This is a genomic window from Hydrogenophaga sp. (assembly GCF_026125785.1).
Taxonomy (GTDB): Bacteria; Pseudomonadota; Gammaproteobacteria; order Burkholderiales; family Burkholderiaceae_C; genus Hydrogenophaga.
This window is the reverse complement of the sequence record NZ_JAHCKL010000003.1, coordinates 313,680-332,354: the sequence shown is the minus strand read 5'-3', so window position 1 is coordinate 332,354 and position 18,675 is coordinate 313,680. Positions and strand designations below refer to the sequence as shown.

Genomic DNA, 18,675 nt, shown 5'->3' with positions numbered 1-18,675 from the left:
GGTCATGGATGGGGCTCAGTGCCGCCCGGCGACCGATGGGTGGCCAGTGCGTCGAGCGCTTCGATGCGGTCCCCTTCGGCCAGCAAGGGGTTGACCTCCAGCGTGTCCAGCCCATCGCCCAGGGCCAGCGCGGCGTCGCCGATGCGCGCGACCAGCCGGGCCAGTCCATCGAGGTCCACCGGCGCGGCGCCGCGAAAGCCGCCAAGCAGGCTGGCACCGCGCAGCTCACCGACCATGCGCCTGACCTCATCGGGCGAGACCGGCAGCACACGCAGGCTCACGTCCTTCAACGCCTCGATCCACACGCCACCCAGCCCGAGCGCGAGCACATGGCCCCACTGGGCGTCACGCCGCACGCCCACGAACAGTTCCACGCCGCCGCGCCGCATGGGCGAGACGACCACGCCCTCCAGCCGGGCCCGTGGCTGCGCCGCGCGCGCCGAGGCCATGATGCGCCGGAAGCCCTCGGCCACCGCCGCCTCGCCCTGCAGATTGAGCAGCACGCCTCCCACCTCGGTCTTGTGGGCAATGTCGGGCGAGGCGATCTTGAGCACCACCGGTCCACCTCCCATGGCGCCGGCCGCCGCGACGGCCGCGGCCTCCGTCTCGGCCAGCACCTGCGGCACCACCGCCACGCCCGCGCCGGCCAGGTAGGCCATGGCCTCGCGCTCGGAAGACGGCCAGGCGGCGGGCGGCGTCACACCGCCAGCGGTGGCGCTGTCCGTGGCCTGGGCTCCCAGCTCACGCTGCTGCGCGGACCAGCGCTGCGCATGGCGCAACGCCTTCATGCCCACGTCCAGCCCGCAGGCCAGGTAGGGCAGGCCCGCCGCCGCGATCTCGGCACGGCTGCGGTCGGAGACGTACTTGACGGTGTTGCTGATCGCCAGGAAGCGCACGCGCCCCTGCGGCTTGAAGCGGCCGATCGCCTGCAGCGAACCCACGGCGAACGGCGCCCAGTCGTTGTTGAGGTCGGTGGGTACGTCGAACACGCAGACCAGCACCGAGATCGCCGGGTCCTGCTCCAGCACCTGCATGCATTCCAGGAACAGCTCGGGCTTGTTGACCACCGCACCAGTGAGGTCCAGCGGATTGGCCGGCGTGGCCATGGGCGGCAGCGCCGCGGCCAGGCCGTCCAGCGTCTGCGGCGCGAGGCGAGGCAGGGCCACGCCCTCCAGGTGTGCATAGTCGGCGGCCAGTTCGCCCATGCCACCGGAGGCGGACAGGACAGCCACGCCCTCGCCCTGCAGAACGCCGGTCTTCTCCAGCAGGGCGGCGGTGAACATCAGCTCTTCGATGGACCGCACGCGCAGCAGGCCGAACTGGCGGCAGACGCCGTCGAACACGCCATCGTCGCCCACCAGGGAACCGGTGTGCGACTGCGCGGCCTGCACGGTGATCTCCGAGCGGCCCACTTTGAGCACCACGATGGGCTTGCCGGCATGCAGCGCGCGTGCAGCGGCCGCGCGCAGCAACGCGGTGTCGCGGACGGACTCGGCGAATACCGTGATCACGCGCGTCTGCGGATCGTCCACCAAATAGTCCACCACCTCGGCCAGGCCCAACGCGGCCTCGTTGCCGGTGGCGGCCACCACGTTCAGGCCGATGCCGTGCTGGTGCGCGAAGTGCTTCATCACCGTGGCCACGGCGCCGCTCTGCGAAACGATGCTGATGCCGCCCTTGAGCGGGGGCGTGCGCATGGAGCCGGTCCAGCACACGCCTCCGGTGTTGAAGTTGATGAAGCCCAGGCAGTTGGGACCCAGCAGGCGGATGCCGAGCGAACGCGCGGTCGCCACCATGGCGTCCTGCAGCGCGCGGCCTTCGGCGCCGGTCTCGGCGAACCCCCCAGCCAGCACCACGGCGCTCTTCACGCCCGCCGCGCCCAGGTCGCGCAGGGCGTCGTTCATGGCGGCGATGGGCACCATCAGCAAGGCCACGTCCACCGGTTCGCCGATCTCCGCGACAGAAGTGAAGGTCTGCTGCCCATGCGCCTGTCCACCGCTGCGGCTGACCAGGTGCACCTTGCCGGCGAAGCCCAGCAGGCGCAGGTTGTCGTAGGCCATCTTCGACCAGGTGGAGCGGTCGGTGGCCCCGACCAGCACCACCGAGCGCGGATTGAACAGCGAGGACAGACCGCTCACTTGGCCGTCACCCGCGCGATGGCCGCCACCATTTTCTCGAACGCGCGGCCCGCGCTGGGCGCGTAGTGGATCATGGCCAGGAAACCGTGCACCAGGCCTTCGCCGCGCACCACCTCGGTGGGCACGCCGGCGGCCTTGAGGCGGGCACCGTAGGCTTCACCCTCGTCGCGCAGCGGGTCACGGCCGGCGGTCACGATCAGGGCCTCGGGCGAGACCGCGAGATCGCTGGCGTGCATGGGCGATGCGTCCGGATGGGAGCGGCGCGCCTCGTCCGGGCAATAGTGGTTCCAGAACCACTTCATGTCGTTGCGCGTGAGCAGGTTGCCTTCGGCGAACTCGTGGTAGCTGCCGGTGTCGAAGTCGTGGTCGGCCACCGGGTAGGCCAGCACCTGCAGGTCCACCTTGCGCGCCGGGCCCGCCGCGTTGTGCACGCGCGAGGCCACCGTCGCCAGGTTGCCGCCGGCGCTGTCGCCCATGGTGATCAGCGCACCCGGCGCCACACCCAGCGCCTTGACGGCCTCTTCCGACGCCGCCCAGCGCACGGCGGCCAGCGCATCGTCCACCGGCAGGGGGAACGCATGCTCGGGCGCGAGCCGGTAGTCGACCGACAGCACCGCGCAGCCGGTGCGGTTGGCCAGCGTGGCTGTAAAGGGGTGGTAACCCGCCACGGTACCGATGACCCAGCCGCCGCCATGGAAATAGACGATCAGGCCCTTGGGCGTTCCGGACGGCACATAGAGCCGGACCGGCAGAGCGTGGCCATGGGAGGAAGGGATGGTGAAACTCTCGTCGCGCTCGACCGCTGGCGGCTCCCCGAACAGCAGCGCCATCAGCATCGGGCCGCTGCGGGCCTCCTGCGGCGTGCTCTGCCAGAACGGCTTGCGGTTGGCTTCCTTGACCTTCTGCAAAAGGTCCTCTATTTCCTTGTCCATGGGGGTGTCTCCTGGGTGCGGGTGACGGCAGGGTGCCGCCAATACTTCAATGGCTTGACCATTATCACCAGATTCGATTTGATGTCCATTTTCGTTGCTCAGTCAACCTATTAGGTTGACATGACAACAATGATGCCGCAGAATCCATACCCATCATCCGTACACCAGCAAACAACACGAGGAGATATCCGATGACGACGAATGCGAGCCCCCGCAAGGTAGACCTGGTGATCGTGGGCGCCGGCTTTGCCGGGCTCTACCAGCTTCATCGCGCCCTGGGCATGGGCCTGTCGGTACAGGTGCTGGAGGCCGGCGACGGCGTGGGCGGCACTTGGTTCTGGAACCGCTACCCCGGCGCGCGCTGCGACGTGGAGAGCCTGGACTATTCCTACTCCTTCAGCGACGAGCTGCAGCAGGAGTGGAACTGGACCGAGCGCTACGCACCGCAACCCGAGATCCTGCGCTACATCAACCATGTGGCCGACCGTTTCAACCTGCGGCCGCACATCCAGTTCAACAGCCGCGTGGCCAGTGCCACCTTCGACGAGGCCGCCACCCACTGGACCGTGCTCACCGAAGCCGGCGAGCGCTTCGAGGCGCAATACCTGGTGATGGCCACCGGCTGCCTGTCCATTCCCCAGCCGCCCAAGTTCAAGGGCCTGGAGACCTTCAAGGGCCAGTGGTACCACAGCGCCAACTGGCCGCGCGAGGGCGTGGATTTCGCCGGCAAGCGCGTGGGTCTGATCGGCACCGGCTCCAGCGGCGTGCAGATGACCCCGGTGATCGCCGAGCAGGCGGATCACCTCACGGTGTTCCAACGCACCGCCAACTTCAGCGTCCCAGCTCAGAACGAACCCCTCACCGAGGCGGTGCTGGCCCATGTGAAAGCCCACTACGCGGAGCGCCGCGCCCTGGGCCGCGAAGCGGTGACCGGGCAGTTCCTCAGCGCCAACGACAAGAGCGCGCTGGAGGTGAGCGACGAGGAACGCATCAAGGAATTCGAGTTCCGCTGGCGCGGCGCGGGCGGCGGCTTTCGCATGCTGCGCGCCTTCAACGACCTGCTGCGCAACCCGGTGGCCAACAGGTACGCGGCCGACTTCGTGCGCGGCAAGATCCGCGCCACCGTCAAGGACCCGGCCAAGGCCGAGCTGCTGTGCCCCAAGGACGACCTGCCCTTTGGCACCAAGCGCCTGTGTGTGGACACCAACTACTACGAAACCTTCAACCGCGACAACGTGGACCTGGTCGATGTGAAGGCCAACCCGATCACCGAGATCACCCCCACGGGCCTGCGCACCACGCAGGGAGACCACCCGCTGGACGTCATCGTCTTCGCCACCGGCTTCGACGCCATGACCGGCGCGCTGCTGGCCATCGACATCCGCGGCACGGGCGGCCAGTCGCTGCGCGAGAAGTGGGCCGCCGGCCCCCGGACCTACCTGGGCGTATCGATCGCGGGCTTCCCCAACCTGTTCGTCATCGCCGGCCCGGGCAGCCCTTCGGTGCTGAGCAACGTGGTGCACTCCATCGAAACCCACGTGGACTGGATCAGCAACTTCCTGGAGCGCAGCCGCGCCAAAGGCGTCAAGCGCATCGAGGCCGAGCAGGTCCACGAGGACAAATGGGTGGACCACGTCAACGAAGCCGCCAATCAGACGCTCTACCCGGTGGGCAATTCCTGGTACGTGGGCGCCAACATGCCGGGCAAACCCAGGGTGTTCATGCCCTACGTGGCCGGCGTTCCCGCGTACCGCCGCATCATCGAGGGCGTGGCGGAAAAAGGCTACGAAGGCTTCGCGCTGAGCTGAGCGCCGGGCCCGCGGCCCCGGTGGGCGCAAGCCCACTACCATTCAGGGCATGAAACTGAACCTTGACCGCTATGTCCCCGGCCTGCTGCTGTGGCTGTCCAACAAGATGGCCAGCAGCGCCTCCAGCCTGTACCGGGCGCGCTTCGACCTCGGCGTGACCGACTGGCGGGTGCTGTCCTATTTCGAGATACACCCCTGGACCACGGCGTCCGCGGCCTGCGACCTCATGGGCCTGGACAAGGCGGCCGTGAGCCGCAGCGTGGCTCTTTTGCAGGAACGTGGGTACCTCCGGTCGCGCCCGCTGGGCCTTCGCAAGATCGAGTACAGCCTCACGCCGGCCGGCAAGAAGCAGCACGACCGCATCATCCGTCTGGCGCGCGCCCGCGAAGAAGCCCTGCTGACCGGCTTCTCCGACGAAGAGCGCGATGCCCTCATCGGCTACATGCAGCGCATGCTGGCGAATCTGGAAGCGGTCCGCCACGTGGGCAAGGATTGAGTCGCTTCCGTTCGGGCTGTGAGTCACCTCCGTTCGGGCTGAGCCCCCCTCCGTTCGGGCTGAGCCCCCCTCCGTTCGAACTGAGCCCCTTCCGTTCGGGCTGAGCCCCTTCCGTTCGGGCTGAGCCTGTCGAAGCCCCCGCCTGCACATTGAAGAACCCTTCGACAAGCTCAGGGCGAACGGATATCTGCCCCAGCACCAACGGCACCCGGGATCAGTTACCTCGATTCGGATTCAGTCCCCACCATTCGGATTCAAGCCCCCTCCATCTGGATTCAGCCCCCCGTTCGAACTGCCCCCCGTTCGGGCTGAGCCCCTCGTTCGGACTGAGCCCCCTCCGTTCGGACTGAGCCCCCTCCGTTCGGGCTGAGCCTGTCGAAGCCCTCGCCTGCACACTGGAGAGCCCTTCGACAAGCTCAGGGCGAACGGAGATCTGCCCCAGCACCAACGGTACCTGGGATCAGTTACCTCGATTCGGATTCAGTCCCCCCATTCGGATTCAAGCCTCCTTCATCCGGATGCAGCCTCAGTTCGAACTGAGCCCCTCCGTTCGAACTGAGCCCTCGTTCGGGCTGAGCCCCCTCCGTTCGGGCTGAGCCTGTCGAAGCCCCCGCCTGCACATTGAAAAGCCCTTCGACAAGCTCAGGGCGAACGGATATCTGCCCCGGCACCAACGGTACTCGGGATCAGTTACCTCGATTCGGATTCAAGCCCCCTCCATCCGGATGCAGCCCCCGTTCGAACTGAGCCCCTCCGTTCAGACTGAGGTCCCCCAAGCACCAGCGCCTCAGGAGCCGTTGAGCACGCCGCCGTCCACCGTCAGCAGTTGCCCGGTCACGTAAGCCGAATCCGGCCCGCACAGGAAGCGCACCACGCCTGCGATGTCCTCGGGCGTGCCGTAGCGGCCCAGAGGAATCTCGGCCATGCGCTGGTCGCCGGCGCGGGCGATCAGTTCGGCCGTCATGCGCGTCTCGATCAGCCCGGGGGCCACCGCGTTGACCAGGATGCCGGGCGCGAACTCGCGCGAGAAGGTGCGCGTGAGGCCGACGATGCCGCCCTTGGCCGCCGTGTAGGCGGCGCGTCCGGGCGCGCCACGCTGGAACGCGCGCGAGCTGCAGAGCACGATGCGGCCACCGCCGGGCGTGCCGCCCGCGTACTGGGCGCGGAAGGCGATCGCCATGTCGTAGGCGTTGCTGAGGTTGCTGGCGATGGCGCGCTCCCATACGCTGCGGTCGTCGGCGTCGAGCGGGTCGTGCTCGAACACACCGGCCATGTGCACCAGGGCATGCACCGGTCCGCCGCTGGTGGCGAAGGCGTGCCGGCAGGCCAGTGGCGAGTCCAGCGCCGAGCGGTGCACCGAGAGCGGGCCCAGCGGCTGCAGCTCGCGTCGGGCGGCCTCCAGGCGGTCGCCGTCGATGTCCACCAGGTGCACCCGCGCTCCCTCGCGCAGAAAGACCGCGGCGGTGGCGCGACCTATGTCGCCCGCACCGCCGGTGACGAGGATGCAGCGGCCTTCGCTCACTTGGGCGACACGCGCTTTTCGGCCACCGTGCCCAGCTTGCCGGGAGGCGCGCCGAAGGCCGCCCAGCCGCCATCGACCGGCAGGGTGACGCCGGTGATGAAGCTCGCGCGGTCGGAGGCCAGGAAGGCGATCGCTTCGGCGATTTCCTGCGGCTGCGCGGTGCGGCCCATGGGTGTGCAGCGTTCGAGGTCCTGCAGGTCCAGCGCGCCCTTGGCGGCCAGGTTCTTCACCAGGTCGGTGAGCACATAGCCCGGGGCCACGGCATTGACGCGGATGCCATCGCGCGCCCACTCGCTGGCCATGGCCGCCGTCATGGTGGAGATGCCGGCCTTGGCGGCGCCGTAGGCGTTGCGGCCCGGGTGGCCCTGCATGCCTGCGATGGAACTGATGTTGACGATGGCGCCGGACTGCTGCTGCACGAAGATCCGCCCGGCCTCGCGGCTGGCCAGGAAGGTGCCGCGCAGGTGCACCGCGAGGATGCGGTCGAAGGCCTCGACCGTCTGCTCCAGCGTCATCACGGTCTGCTCGCCAATGCCGGCGTTGTTGACCAGCGCGTTCAGGCGGCCAAAGCGTTCCTGCACCTGGCGCATCAACGCCACCACCGAGTCCTCGGAGGTCACATCGCAACCCAGGCCGAGATGGCCCGCCCCCAGTTCGGCCGCGCGCTGCGCGGCCACGTCGGCACGCACGTCCGCGATCACCACGTGCTCGAAATCCTGCGCCAGCCGCTGCGCGGTTGCCCAACCGATGCCGTCGCCCGCACCGGTCACCACGGCCACGCGTGCGGTCGTCGAAGGGGAATGCCTGTCCTGTCCTGCCAAGGGAGTCTCCTGAAGGGTTGATGCGAGAAGGGTGAAGGGTTTGCCCCAGCCACCCGGAGTGTCTTACGGGCTATTATGCCCCTGCATTTTTATTGGTCTGTCCTATAGCCCTTTGTACCAATACACCCCAAAGCCTCTCTCAAACGTTGACAGGAGACACGCCATGCTTCACCGCCGCACCACCCTCATCGCGTCGCTCGCCCTGGGCATCCTGGGCACCGCCGGCCTGGCGAGCGCGCAGGACAACTGGCCCAGCAAACCCATCAAGTTCGTGGTACCGGCCGCACCGGGTGGCACCAACGACGTGCTGGGCCGCCACCTGCAGGAGAACCTCAGCAAGCTGCTGGGCCAGCCGGTGGTGATGGAGTACAAGGCGGGCGCGGGCGGCGCCATCGCCTCGCAGTTCGTGGCCACGCAACCGGCCGACGGCTACACCTTCCTGCTGCACGGCAGCGGTCTGGTGACCGTGCCGCTGGTGCAGCGCAAGCCGCTGTACGACGCGATGAAGGACTTCGTTCCGGTCTCCCTCATCGGTACCTCGCCGATGGTGCTGATGACCCACCCCTCGACCCCACCCACGCTCAAGGAGTTCGTGGACTATGCACGCGCCAACCCGGGCAAGCTGGAGTGGGGCGCGTCCGCGCTGGGCGGCGTGGGACAACTGGCGATGGAGGCCTTCCACGGTGCCGCTGGCATCAAGAACATGGTGATGGTGCCCTTCCCCGGCGCTGGTCCGTCTGCCCAGGCCCTGCTGGCCGGGCAGACCAAGTACATGCTGTCGACGCCGTCATCGGCCACGCGCGGCCTGGTGGCCGAAGGCAAGATGCGCATTCTGGGTGTTTCCACCGCCAAGCGCAGCCCGCTGCTGCCCGACGTGCCCAGCATCGCAGAGGTGGTGCCGGGCTACGACACCGAGACCTGGTTCGGCCTGGTGGCGCGCACCGGCACACCGCAGCCCATCGTCGCCCGCATGGCCGACGCCATCGCGCAGACGGTGACCCTGCCGGACATCCAGGAGAAGATCCGCAGCGTGAACGTGGTGCCGCAGAGCGGCACCCAGGCCCTGGGCGACATCCTCAAGAAGGACCACGCGCTCTGGGGCAAGGTGGTCAAGGAACACAACATCGTGATGGATTGAGGATCGCCCTCCCGGAGGACGATCCTCCGGACCTGCAGCCTGCAACCCTACCCAGAGGAACTCCACACACCATGCAGACGACCCCCGATCAGGCACCCGCCACACGCGGCAGGTACTTCGAAGAGCTGGAGGTGGGCGATGTGTTCGTCTCCCCCTGCCGAACCATCACACGGGCGGACATCGTGAACTTCGCCTGCATGTCTGGCGACTTCAATGCGCCCCATGTCGACGACGAGTTCTGCCGCCAGCAGCCCTACGGCGAGGTGCTGGCCCACGGCTGGATGATCTTCGGCATTGCCGCCGGCCTGACCTTCCAGACCGGCTTTCAGCACGGGCGCGTGGTGGCCATGCTGGGCCTGGACCGCTGGGACATCCACCACCCGGTGAAGAGCGGCGACACCTTGCACGTGCGCATCACCATCCAGGCCAAGCGGCCCACGAGCAAGCCGGGCTTTGGCGTGATCCATTTCGAACGGGAGGTGATCAACCAGCGTGGCGAGGTGGTGCAGTCCATGCTGGTGCCCAACCTCTTCCTGCGCAAGCCCGCGCAGACGGCGGCGACCGCCTGAAGCGGCCGCCGCCCGGCTCAGGCCGTGGTTTCGGCCAGCCGGCCGAGCGGCGCATCGACAGCAGCGGCTTCCTCTGCCATGGTCTCCGCGGCCACGAAGCCAAAGGTCATGGCCGGGCCCAGCGTGATGCCACCGCCCGGATAGCCGCCACCCATCACGCTGGCGTTGTCGTTGCCGGCGGCGAACAGACCGGGGATCGGCTGCCCCTGGCCATCGAGCACCTGGGCCCGTCCGTTGGTGCGGATGCCGGCAAAGGTCCCGAGGTCGCCCATGACCACCCGCACCGCGTAGAACGGCCCTTGCGCGACCGGTGCCACGCAGGGGTTGGGCTGGTGGGTCTTGTCACCCAGGAAGCGGTTGTAGACGCGCCAGCCACGGCGGAACTGCAGGTCCTTGCCATCGACCGCGCCCTGGTTGTATTCGGCGATGGTCTTCTGCAGCTGCTCACCGTCGATGCCAGCCTGCGCCGCCAGATCCTGCAACGTGGCGCCACGCAGCAGGTAGCCCGAGCGCAGGTGAGGGCCCAGTGGCAGCGGGAAGGGCTTGGCAAAACCCAGGCCGTAGCGGCGGATGGTGCGGTGGTCGGCGATCAACCAGGCGGCCACTTCGGTTTCTTCCGCGCAGGACTTCTGCATCGCCATGCCCACGTCGTGGTACGAGTCGGATTCGTTGGCGAAGCGCTGGCCCCGGCGGTTGACGGCGATGATGCCCGGCTTGTAGCGGTCGATCAGGTGCGGGAACACCCCCATCTCGCCATTGGCGCGCTTCACGCGGGAGACCGGGATCCAGGCCCCCGCGTTGGGCAGGTCCGTCACCACCCGGCCACCCACCGATTCGGCCAGCCGCAGGCCGTCGCCGGTGTTGCCCGGCGGCGCCGGCGACAAGTGCTCGCGGCCCGAGGGCGCGTGCGGAAACAACTGCTTCCTGCGCTCGGTGTCCTGCGGGAAGCCGCCGGCCGCCAGCACCACGCCGCGGCGGGCGCCCACGCGCACCATGCCGCCATCCTTGCGCCCGACCACCACGCCGGTGACGCGTTCACCGTCGCGCACCAGCGCCTTCGCGGGCGAGTCCAGCCAGAGTGGAATGCCCAGATCGAAGGCGGTGCGCGCCAGCCGTGCGGCCAGCGCATTGCCATTGGTCAGGCGCATGGCGCGGCCGTGGAACAGCATCTCGAAAGCATGCGTGACCAAGCGCCGCGCCACATACACGGCCGAGGTCAACGAACGGGTGACATTGAAGAAGTGCCCCACCTCTGCGCTGGAGTTGAACATCATGCCGACGAAGGTGATCTCCTTGAGCGGCGGCCGCAGTTGCTTGATGTGCGTCCCCAGCTCGCGGCCGTCCATGGGCGCGGCCATGATGGAGCGGCCGGCGATGCGCCCGCCGGGACTCTCCGCGTGGTAGTCCGGGTACTCGGGCAGCGGTATGAGCTGCACCTTTGTCTCCTTGACGAAGAAGTCCACCATGCGCGGGCCGTTGGCCAGGAAGGCTTCCACGCGCTCCTCGTCGTAGAACGCACCGCACTCGCAGCGCAGGTAGGTGCGCGCGTCTTCCAGGGAGTCCGGCTCCGGGCGGGCCGTGGAGATGGGGTTGTTGGGCACCCAGAGCACGCCGCCTGAGCGCGCGGTGGTGCCACCATACAGAGGCTCCTTTTCCAGCAGCAACACGTCCAGGCCGAGCTTGCGCGCCTTCACGGCGGCGGCCATGCCACCGGCACCGGTGCCCACCACCACCACGTCGACCACCTGGTCGAAGCCCTGTTCTTTCGCGTTCATCACGGTGTGTCCTTGGGTTTGTCCGTTGGAGAAAGGGAAGCACCCCGCCCCGGCAACTGCGTGGCGGGTTTGAGCGGGCCTTGTGCATAGAGTCGCATCGGCGTGGCCAGGCCGCCAGTGACAAAGCCCTGGGCAATCTGCATGCGGAAGAACGAGGCCACCAGCCCCGTGACCGGCATGGCGCTGCCGGTCACGCGCCCCAGGTCCAGCGCGATGTCGATGTCCTTCATGCCGGTCAGCGTATTGCCCTTGTAGGTACCGGCCACCATCTGCTGCCCGTAGTGGCGCAGCACGTTGGAGTCCGCGAAGCCGCCGGCCACCGCCTCCGGGATCAGCGAGGGGTCGATGCCGAAGCGCGCGGCGAAGTTCAGCGTCTCGGCCACCACGGCGCCGGTACCGAAGTTGAGCATCTGGTTGCAGGCCTTGGTGGCCATGCCGCAACCCACCGGCCCCATGTGGGTGACCCGGCCGCCGAAAGCCAGCAGCACCGGACGCACGCGCTCGACCAGAGCGGCCTCGCCCCCGGCCATCACCGCCAGCGTGCCGGCGCGCGCACCGGCCGGACCGCCGGAAACGGGGGCATCCACCCAGGCCATGCCGCGCTCGGCCTGCAGCCGTGCCGCCATCTGCTGGGTGTGCACAGGATGGATGGTGGAGAGGTCCACCACGACCTGGCCGGAACGCCCGTGCGCCGCCACGCCGTCGGCGCCGAAGATCACCTCCTCCACCGCCTGGCCATGGCTTACGCAGAGCAGGATGACGTCGCTCTGCGCGACCAGTTCGGCCACGGACGCAGCCACCTTCACGCCGCGTTCGGCGAAAGGGACGGCCCTGCCCGGGCTGCGGTTGTAGACCGTGAGCGCGTGGCCCGCGTCGTGAATGCGCATGGCCATGGGTGCGCCGATGTCACCCAGGCCGATGAAGCCGACGCGCACGGCGGCGGTCATTTGAGCACCTGGCCGTCGATGAGGACGGTGCTCACGCGCGCGTTGAGCTCCGCTCCGTCGTCCTTGAGCGGCAGGCGCTCGTTGGACGCATAGCTTTCGTTCATCGCGGCCTCGTCCGCGTAGCAGACCTCGGCAATGCCATCGATTGGCAAGGCTTCATAGGTCGCCGGGCGCCCCTGGGCATCGAACCGTGCGCTCACGAGGTTCTGCACATAGCCATCCAGCCGCGGCAGGCGCTTCACCAAATCGGCATGGCGAACAAACCAGCCCTCGCGGAACGCTTCGGGCGTGGCGGCCTTGCGCGTCAGCAGCAGCCAGCGGCGAAAGCCCCCCTGCGCCGAGCGCCCGCGCAAGGGCACCGGAACGTTGGCCTCGCTGTCCAGCGAGAAGAGCACGCGCGCCGCGGGCGCGATGGCCTGCAGGAACTGCACCCACGCCGGGCTGGCCACGAGCGCCGCGCCCACCGCAGGGCTGTCCAGATGCAGGTCCAGCACGGCGCCGATGTGATCTGCGTCGGCCACCGCGCCTCCATAGGGCTTGTCGTTGGCGATGTAGTCGGTGGGGATGTGCCGAACGACCCCGCTGAGCGCGATCTGCCGCACACCCGGTTGCGGCAGCAACAGGCGGCGTGCCTCACGTTCGATGGTGGCCAGGGCCTCGGGAATGGCCTGCACGGTGGCCAGGCAGAGGGTCTTCATGCTCATGGAGGGGGCTCTCGTTGCGGGTGGATGACATGCCTTCAACCGATTATAGGTCTGACCATTGTCTTGTTTACACCCTCACCCACCGTGCCTGCCCTCATATGTCCTACCAAAAATGATAAGTACCTTGGCTACCTATAGAGGACCAATGCGTGAGCATAAGATGCTTAAAAAACTCCTTTTATATCAATATGTTAAAGAAAAACAATCGGATGAAAAAATGTGCATTCCCATATATTGACAAAGGTCTTACCTAAGCTCCATTTAGGGTAAACCCGGCATGAAAAACCTGCTCGCGAACGTATCCTCTGCACCCTGAACCGGCTTGCCAACACCACAAGACCACGGAGACAGCCTTGCGAAAGCCAGACGCACTCGCCCCCACGGGGAGCGGTGTTCCGACCATCGGATCCACCGCGACACGCCAACCGCCAGATACCCGACCGTCGGCCGCCGACATGCTGTTCAAGGGTGTTGACGCCCTGCTCGCCCTGCTGCTGCTGTCCATGGTCATCATGGTGCTGGGCAACGTGGTGCTGCGCTACGGCTTCAGCACCGGCATCGCCTCCGCCGAAGAGCTGTCTCGCACCTTGTTCATCTGGCTCACCTTCATCGGCGCCGTGGTGGCCACGCGCGAGGGAACGCACCTGGGCGTGGACAGCCTGCTCATGCGCCTGCCGCGAAAAGGCCAGCTCGCCATGGTCTTCGTGAGCGAACTCATCGTGCTGGCCTGCTGCGTGCTGCTGTTCCGCGGCACCTGGTCCCAGCACGAGGTCAATGCCACCACCGTCTCGCTGGTCACGTCCATGCCGCTGATCTGGATTTTCGGCGTGGGCTACATCACCAGTGCCGGCATTGGCCTGCTGTCGCTGTGCAAGCTCTGGCGCATCGCCACCGGCCGCGCCACCGACCGGGACATCTTTGGTGCCGCCGCCGACCAGTTGCCCGACGACATGAAGGGAGAACGGCCATGACCGTCGCCGTCTTCCTGGTCTCTCTCCTCGGCGCCATGGCGCTGGGCATGCCCATCGCCTTCGCACTGCTGGTGTGCGCTCTGGCGCTCATGGTGTCGCAGGGCATGGTCGACATGACCATCCTGTCGCAGAAGCTCATCGAGGGTGCCGACAGCTTCCCGCTGCTGGCCATTCCCTTCTTCATCCTGGCTGGCGAACTGATGAACGCCGGCGGCATGTCCAAGCGCATCGTCGCTTTTGCGCTGGCCTGCGTGGGCCACATCCGGGGTGGCCTGGGTATCGTGGCGGTGATGGCCGCGGTGCTGATGGCCGCCATCTCGGGGTCGGCTGCCGCGGACGCAGCAGCCCTGGGCACGCTGCTCATCCCCATGATGCGGCAGGCCAACTACGACATTCCGCGCTCGGCCGGCCTGATCGCCGCCGGCAGCATCATCGCGCCGGTCATGCCGCCGTCGGTCGCGCTGATCGTCTTCGGCGTGGTGGCCAACGTCTCCATCGGCAAGCTCTTCATTGCCAGCATCGTGCCCGGGCTGCTGATGGGCGTGTCGCTGCTGATCGCCTGGATGTGGGTGGCACGCCGCGACAAGGTCAACGTGCTGCCGCGCAAGACCCTGAGCGAGACCCTCAAGGCGTCTCGCGACGCCGTGTGGGCGCTGGTGATGCCTTTTGGCATCGTGGGCGGCATGAAGATGGGGGTCTTCACCCCCACCGAGGCGGCGGTGGCGGCATGCGCCTATGCCTTCATCGTCGGCATGTTCTTTTACCGCGAACTCAAGCTGCGCCACCTCTATCCGCTGCTGGTCACCGCGGCCAAGACCACCTCGGTGGTGGTGTTCCTGATTGCGTCGGCGCTGGTCTCGGCCTGGCTCATCACCACCTCCAGCGTGCCGCAGCAGATCGCCGCCATCCTCGAACCTTTCCTGGACGATCCGCGCCTGCTGATGTTCCTGATGATGCTGCTGGTGATCGTGGTCGGCACCGCGCTGGACTTCGCGCCCACGCTGCTGATCCTCACGCCGGTGCTCATGCCCATCGTCAAGCACGCGGGCATCGACCCGGTGTACTTCGGCGTGCTCTTCATCATGAACAACGCCATCGGCCTGATCACGCCTCCCGTGGGCATCGTGCTCAACGTGCTCAGCGGCGTGGCCAAGATCAGCATGGGCGCGATCGTCAGAGGCGTGTGGCCCTTCCTGCTGGCCCAGACCATCGTGCTGTTCCTGCTGGTTCTCTTCCCCGAGATCGTGCTGGTTCCGCTCGGCTGGTTCTATTGAGATATTGAGAGATTGTTTTCCCCACCCGCCGGCCAGTCCCGGCTCACGACACAGGAGACAACCATGGTGCGCTTTACCTCCCGCACGGCCAAGGCCGCGCTGTCTGCCGCAATGGCCCTGGCTTTCGCCGCTCCCCTGCATGCCCAGAACTTCCCGGAGCGCACCGCACGCGCCTCGCTGTCCCTGGGCAAGGGCCATTCCCTGGGCATAGGCCTGCAGAAGGTGGCCGAGTGCGTGGCGCAGAAGACCGGTGGCAAGTTCAAGATCCAGCCCTACTTCGACTCCGCCCTCGGGGGCGACGGCCCGGCACTGCAGCAGTTGCGCTCCGGCACGCTGGACATGGTGATCGCCGCCACGGCCTCCACCACGGCCATCCTGCCGGCGGCCGGCGTGTTCGACCTGCCCTTCATGTTCAACAACGAGAAGGAGGCCGACACGCTGCTGGACGGTCCCGTGGGTGAGATGCTGGCCAGCAAGATGCCCAGCGTGGGTCTGGTGAGCCTGGGTTACTGGGAATACGGTTTCCGCCAGACCACCAACTCGCGGCACGCCATCAACAAGATGGAGGATCTGCAGAACCTGAAGATGCGCGTGATGCCCAACCCGGTGATCGTCGATGCCTTCAAGAACATGGGCGGCTTCCCCATCACCATGCCCATCACCGAGCTCTACACCGCCATGGAGACCAAGGCAGCCGATGGCCAGGAAAACCCGTTCAGCACCATCGAGCAGCTCAAGTTCTACGAAGTGCAGAAGTACCTGAGCCTGACCAAGCACATGTACAACCCGGTGATGGTCTTCTACTCCAAGCGGCTGTTCGACCAGCTCACGCCGCCCGAACAGGCCGTGCTGCGCGAATGCGGCAGCGTGGGCCGCGACGAGCAGCGGCGCGTCAACCGCCAGCAGAACGAGCAGAGCCTGGCACGCCTGAAAGAGAAGGGCATGGCCGTCAACGAGATCAGCCCGGCGGAGATCCAGCGCATGCGTGACCGCGTTCAGCCGCTCTGGGAGCGCCAGGCCGCCGCCATCGGCCCCGAGATGATGAACGCCGTGACCGCCGAACTCAAACGGATCCGCGGCAACTGACCCCCTCAAAGGTACCTACCGTGACCCTCTCCCAGACAGGCTTCGACTACATCGTCATTGGCGGCGGCTCGGCCGGCTGCGTGCTGGCCAACCGCCTCAGCGCCGACCCCGCCGTGCGCGTGGCCCTGATCGAAGCTGGCCCGTCCGACCGCAGCTTTCCCGCCAACCTGAAGACATCGCTGCCGGCGGGCAACCTGTTCCTGCTGCCGCACGCCAAGTACAACTGGCAATACCGCTTCGCCCCGCACACGGGCGTCAATGGCCGGGAACTGCCCTGCCCTCGCGGCAAGGTGCTGGGCGGCTGCAGCTCGATCAATGGTTCGGTCTACATCCGCGGCCACCGGCTGGACTACGACGAGTGGGCTTCGCTGGGCAACCCGGGCTGGGGCTGGGACGAGGTGCTGCCGGTGTTCAAGAGTTTCGAGAACCACGCCGACGGCGCCAACGCCTGGCACGGCACCGGTGGTGAGTTGCAGGTCAGCATCCCCCCGGGCACCAACCCGCTCTCGCACGCCTTCGTCAAGGCCGCGGTCTCGGTGGGCCATGCACACAACCCGGACCCCAATGGGGCCGAGCAGGACGGCTTTGGCCTCACGCACGTGACGCAGAACCACGGCGTGCGCTCCAGCGCATCGCGCGCCTTCCTGCACCCCATCTGGCACCGCCCCAACCTGACCGTCATGACCGAGACCCGGGTGGAGCGCATCGACCTGCGCGGCCACCGCGCGACCGGCGTGACCGTGGTGCGCGACGGCCAACGCGTCTCGCTGACCGCCAGCACCGAGGTGGTGCTGTCTGGCGGCGCGGTCGCCTCGCCCCAACTGCTGATGCTCTCCGGCATCGGCCCTTCGGCGGACCTTTCGCGGCTGGGCATCCCGGTCGTCGGCGACCTGCCGGGCGTGGGCGCCAACCTGCAGGACCACCCCACGGTGCAGGTGTCCAACCTCAACCCCAGCGCGGAATCCTATGCGCTGACCGCCCGCACCTTTCCCCGCGTGGCGTCTGCACCGCTGGCCTGGCTGCTCGCCCGGCGCGGCATGCTGGCGTCGAACGCGGCAGAGGCCGGCGGCTACCTGCGCACCTTGCCGGACCTGGATCGGCCGGACATTCAGATGACCTTCGTCGTCGGCCTCAAGGCCGCGGTGCAGAAGCTGCCTCGCGTGCACGGCATGATGCTGATGGTGCACCTCATGCGTCCGCTGTCGCGCGGCCGCATCACGCTGCAGAGCACTGACCCGGCACAGGCCCCGCTGCTGCAGCCGAACTTCCTTTCGGACAAGGCCGATGTCGATACCCTCATGCGCGGCGTGCGCGAGGCGCGCCGTATCCTCGCCGCCGACTCCTTCAAGCCCTACGTGGGCGACGAGGTCACCCCCGGCGCCCAGCACCAGAGCGATGCCGAACTCGACACCGCGATCCGCTCCCAGGTCGGCACCGCCTACCACCCCGTGGGCACCTGCAAGATGGGCCCGGACAGTGACCCGATGGCGGTCGTCGACGCCGAGTTGCGCGTCAAGGGCATGGAGAACCTGCGGGTGGCCGACGCGTCCATCATGCCGCGCGTCATCGGCGGCAACACGAATGCGCCGGCCATGATGATCGGCGAGCGCGCGGCGCGCTTCATGCTCCAGGCGCGACAGACTCTGCGCCAGGCTGCGTGAGCCTCCCCTAGAATCTGTCTACCCTTCAAACGAGGCCCAAACCCGCGACCGGCGGGACACCATGACCACCCCAGCCATTGAACCCTCGCCCCGACTGCAGTTCTCCAAGGTGAAGCGCCGCCGCGTGTTCGAGGAGATCTGCGACCAGATCCGGCGCAAGCTGGCCCGGGGAGAGTTCAGGCCAGGGGACAAGCTTCCCACCGAGCGTGAACTGGCGGCCGAATTCAGCGTCGGCCGACCCGCCGTCCGCGAGGCCCTGCGCACGCTGGAGAGTTCCGGGGTGCTGGTGCTCAAGAAGGGACTCAAGGGCGGCGCCTTCGTGCGCGAAGGCGACCCCACCGTGGTGACCCAGTCCATCCACGACCTGATCAACCTGGGCCACATCTCCACCCTGGACCTGATGGAGGCGCGGATCGTGCTCACGGACTCGGTGGTGAAGCTCGCCTGCGAACGCGGCACCACGGAGGAATTCGACGCGGTGGAACGTAGCATCGAAATCAGCGAACGGCTGGAGATCTACGGCGAGCTCGAAGAAAGGCTGAAGGCCGGTACCGAGTTCTTCCGCCTGATCGCCGTCGCCGCGCACAACGACGCCTTGCTGCTGCTGGTCGACTCGTTGGGTGTCATCGTCCGCCACATGGTGCTGCAGGTGCGCCCGCAGACCACGGCCATGATCGATGAGCGGCGCCGGGTGCTGGCCGCCCTGCGGGAGCGCGATGCCGAGACGGCCCAGCGCGAGGTGCGCAGCATCTTCTCCCAGCTCAAGGACCGGCTGGCGATGGCCGAGGCGCAGTTCAAGCGCCCCCGCGCCCTGATCTGAAACCAGGGACGGG

The 18,675-nt window shown here is 67.5% G+C and carries 16 protein-coding genes; 9 read left to right on the top strand and 7 right to left on the bottom strand.

The genetic code is table 11. The annotated features are described in order from the left end of the window. Positions 1–2: 2 nt before the first annotated feature. Together KIT53_RS05560 and KIT53_RS05555 are read right to left on the bottom strand one after the other, a co-directional pair. Positions 3–2,138: an acetate--CoA ligase family protein gene (locus tag KIT53_RS05560; protein WP_297748905.1), complete on the bottom strand. Its 2,136-nt coding sequence runs from the start codon at positions 2,136–2,138 to the stop codon at positions 3–5. Then, positions 2,135–3,070, bottom strand: a complete 936-nt coding sequence (locus KIT53_RS05555; protein ID WP_297748903.1) for an alpha/beta hydrolase — start codon at positions 3,068–3,070, stop codon at positions 2,135–2,137. The genes KIT53_RS05560 and KIT53_RS05555 overlap by 4 nt, the downstream gene beginning before the upstream one ends. 191 nt (positions 3,071–3,261) lie before the next feature. Between KIT53_RS05555 and KIT53_RS05550 the strand changes: the two genes are divergently transcribed. Further along, positions 3,262–4,878: an NAD(P)/FAD-dependent oxidoreductase gene (locus tag KIT53_RS05550; RefSeq protein WP_297748901.1), complete on the top strand. Its 1,617-nt coding sequence runs from the start codon at positions 3,262–3,264 to the stop codon at positions 4,876–4,878. A 49-nt stretch (positions 4,879–4,927) separates the two neighbouring features. After that, positions 4,928–5,374, top strand: coding sequence for a MarR family transcriptional regulator (locus KIT53_RS05545; RefSeq protein WP_297748899.1), 447 nt, complete (start codon positions 4,928–4,930; stop codon positions 5,372–5,374). 787 nt (positions 5,375–6,161) lie between these two features. Here the strand turns inward: KIT53_RS05545 and KIT53_RS05540 are convergent. Then, the gene (locus tag KIT53_RS05540; protein WP_297748897.1) at positions 6,162–6,896 is read right to left on the bottom strand and encodes an SDR family NAD(P)-dependent oxidoreductase; all 735 of its coding nucleotides are present in this window, start codon (positions 6,894–6,896) and stop codon (positions 6,162–6,164) included. Then, entirely contained in the window at positions 6,893–7,717 is an 825-nt protein-coding gene (locus KIT53_RS05535) for a glucose 1-dehydrogenase (RefSeq protein ID WP_297748894.1), read from the bottom strand. Before KIT53_RS05535 ends, KIT53_RS05540 begins: the two co-directional genes overlap by 4 nt. Before the next feature lie 163 nt (positions 7,718–7,880). Between KIT53_RS05535 and KIT53_RS05530 the strand changes: the two genes are divergently transcribed. Both KIT53_RS05530 and KIT53_RS05525 read left to right on the top strand, forming a co-directional pair. Then, entirely contained in the window at positions 7,881–8,855 is a 975-nt protein-coding gene (locus KIT53_RS05530) for a tripartite tricarboxylate transporter substrate binding protein (protein ID WP_297748891.1), read from the top strand. A gap of 71 nt (positions 8,856–8,926) precedes the next feature. After that, on the top strand, positions 8,927–9,424 hold the full coding sequence (locus KIT53_RS05525; RefSeq protein ID WP_297748889.1) for a MaoC/PaaZ C-terminal domain-containing protein: 498 nt from the start codon (positions 8,927–8,929) through the stop codon (positions 9,422–9,424). Between the two features lie 17 nt (positions 9,425–9,441). Here KIT53_RS05525 and KIT53_RS05520 read toward each other — a convergent pair whose 3' ends face one another. The 3 genes from KIT53_RS05520 to KIT53_RS05510 are packed head-to-tail and all read right to left on the bottom strand — an operon-like array spanning position 9,442 to position 12,850. Then, positions 9,442–11,199, bottom strand: coding sequence for an FAD-dependent oxidoreductase (locus tag KIT53_RS05520; RefSeq protein ID WP_297748886.1), 1,758 nt, complete (start codon positions 11,197–11,199; stop codon positions 9,442–9,444). Further along, positions 11,199–12,146 carry an NAD(P)-dependent oxidoreductase gene (locus tag KIT53_RS05515; protein ID WP_297748883.1) on the bottom strand — a complete coding sequence of 316 codons (948 nt, stop codon included), beginning with the start codon at positions 12,144–12,146 and terminating at the stop codon, positions 11,199–11,201. Before KIT53_RS05515 ends, KIT53_RS05520 begins: the two co-directional genes overlap by 1 nt. Further along, the gene (locus tag KIT53_RS05510; RefSeq protein ID WP_297748880.1) at positions 12,143–12,850 is read right to left on the bottom strand and encodes an EthD domain-containing protein; all 708 of its coding nucleotides are present in this window, start codon (positions 12,848–12,850) and stop codon (positions 12,143–12,145) included. Before KIT53_RS05510 ends, KIT53_RS05515 begins: the two co-directional genes overlap by 4 nt. Positions 12,851–13,305: 455 nt before the next feature. On the opposite strand from KIT53_RS05510, the gene KIT53_RS05505 reads away from it, so the two are divergent. From KIT53_RS05505 to KIT53_RS05485, 5 genes are all read left to right on the top strand, one after another. Continuing rightward, on the top strand, positions 13,306–13,821 hold the full coding sequence (locus tag KIT53_RS05505; protein WP_297748877.1) for a TRAP transporter small permease: 516 nt from the start codon (positions 13,306–13,308) through the stop codon (positions 13,819–13,821). After that, on the top strand, positions 13,818–15,095 hold the full coding sequence (locus tag KIT53_RS05500; RefSeq protein ID WP_297748874.1) for a TRAP transporter large permease subunit: 1,278 nt from the start codon (positions 13,818–13,820) through the stop codon (positions 15,093–15,095). Before KIT53_RS05505 ends, KIT53_RS05500 begins: the two co-directional genes overlap by 4 nt. A gap of 63 nt (positions 15,096–15,158) precedes the next feature. Then, positions 15,159–16,181: a DctP family TRAP transporter solute-binding subunit gene (locus KIT53_RS05495; protein WP_297748871.1), complete on the top strand. Its 1,023-nt coding sequence runs from the start codon at positions 15,159–15,161 to the stop codon at positions 16,179–16,181. Positions 16,182–16,201: 20 nt separating this feature from the next. Next, entirely contained in the window at positions 16,202–17,842 is a 1,641-nt protein-coding gene (locus KIT53_RS05490) for a GMC family oxidoreductase N-terminal domain-containing protein (protein WP_297748869.1), read from the top strand. Positions 17,843–17,903: 61 nt separating this feature from the next. Next, positions 17,904–18,662, top strand: a complete 759-nt coding sequence (locus tag KIT53_RS05485; protein ID WP_297748866.1) for a GntR family transcriptional regulator — start codon at positions 17,904–17,906, stop codon at positions 18,660–18,662. Positions 18,663–18,675 lie beyond the last annotated feature (13 nt).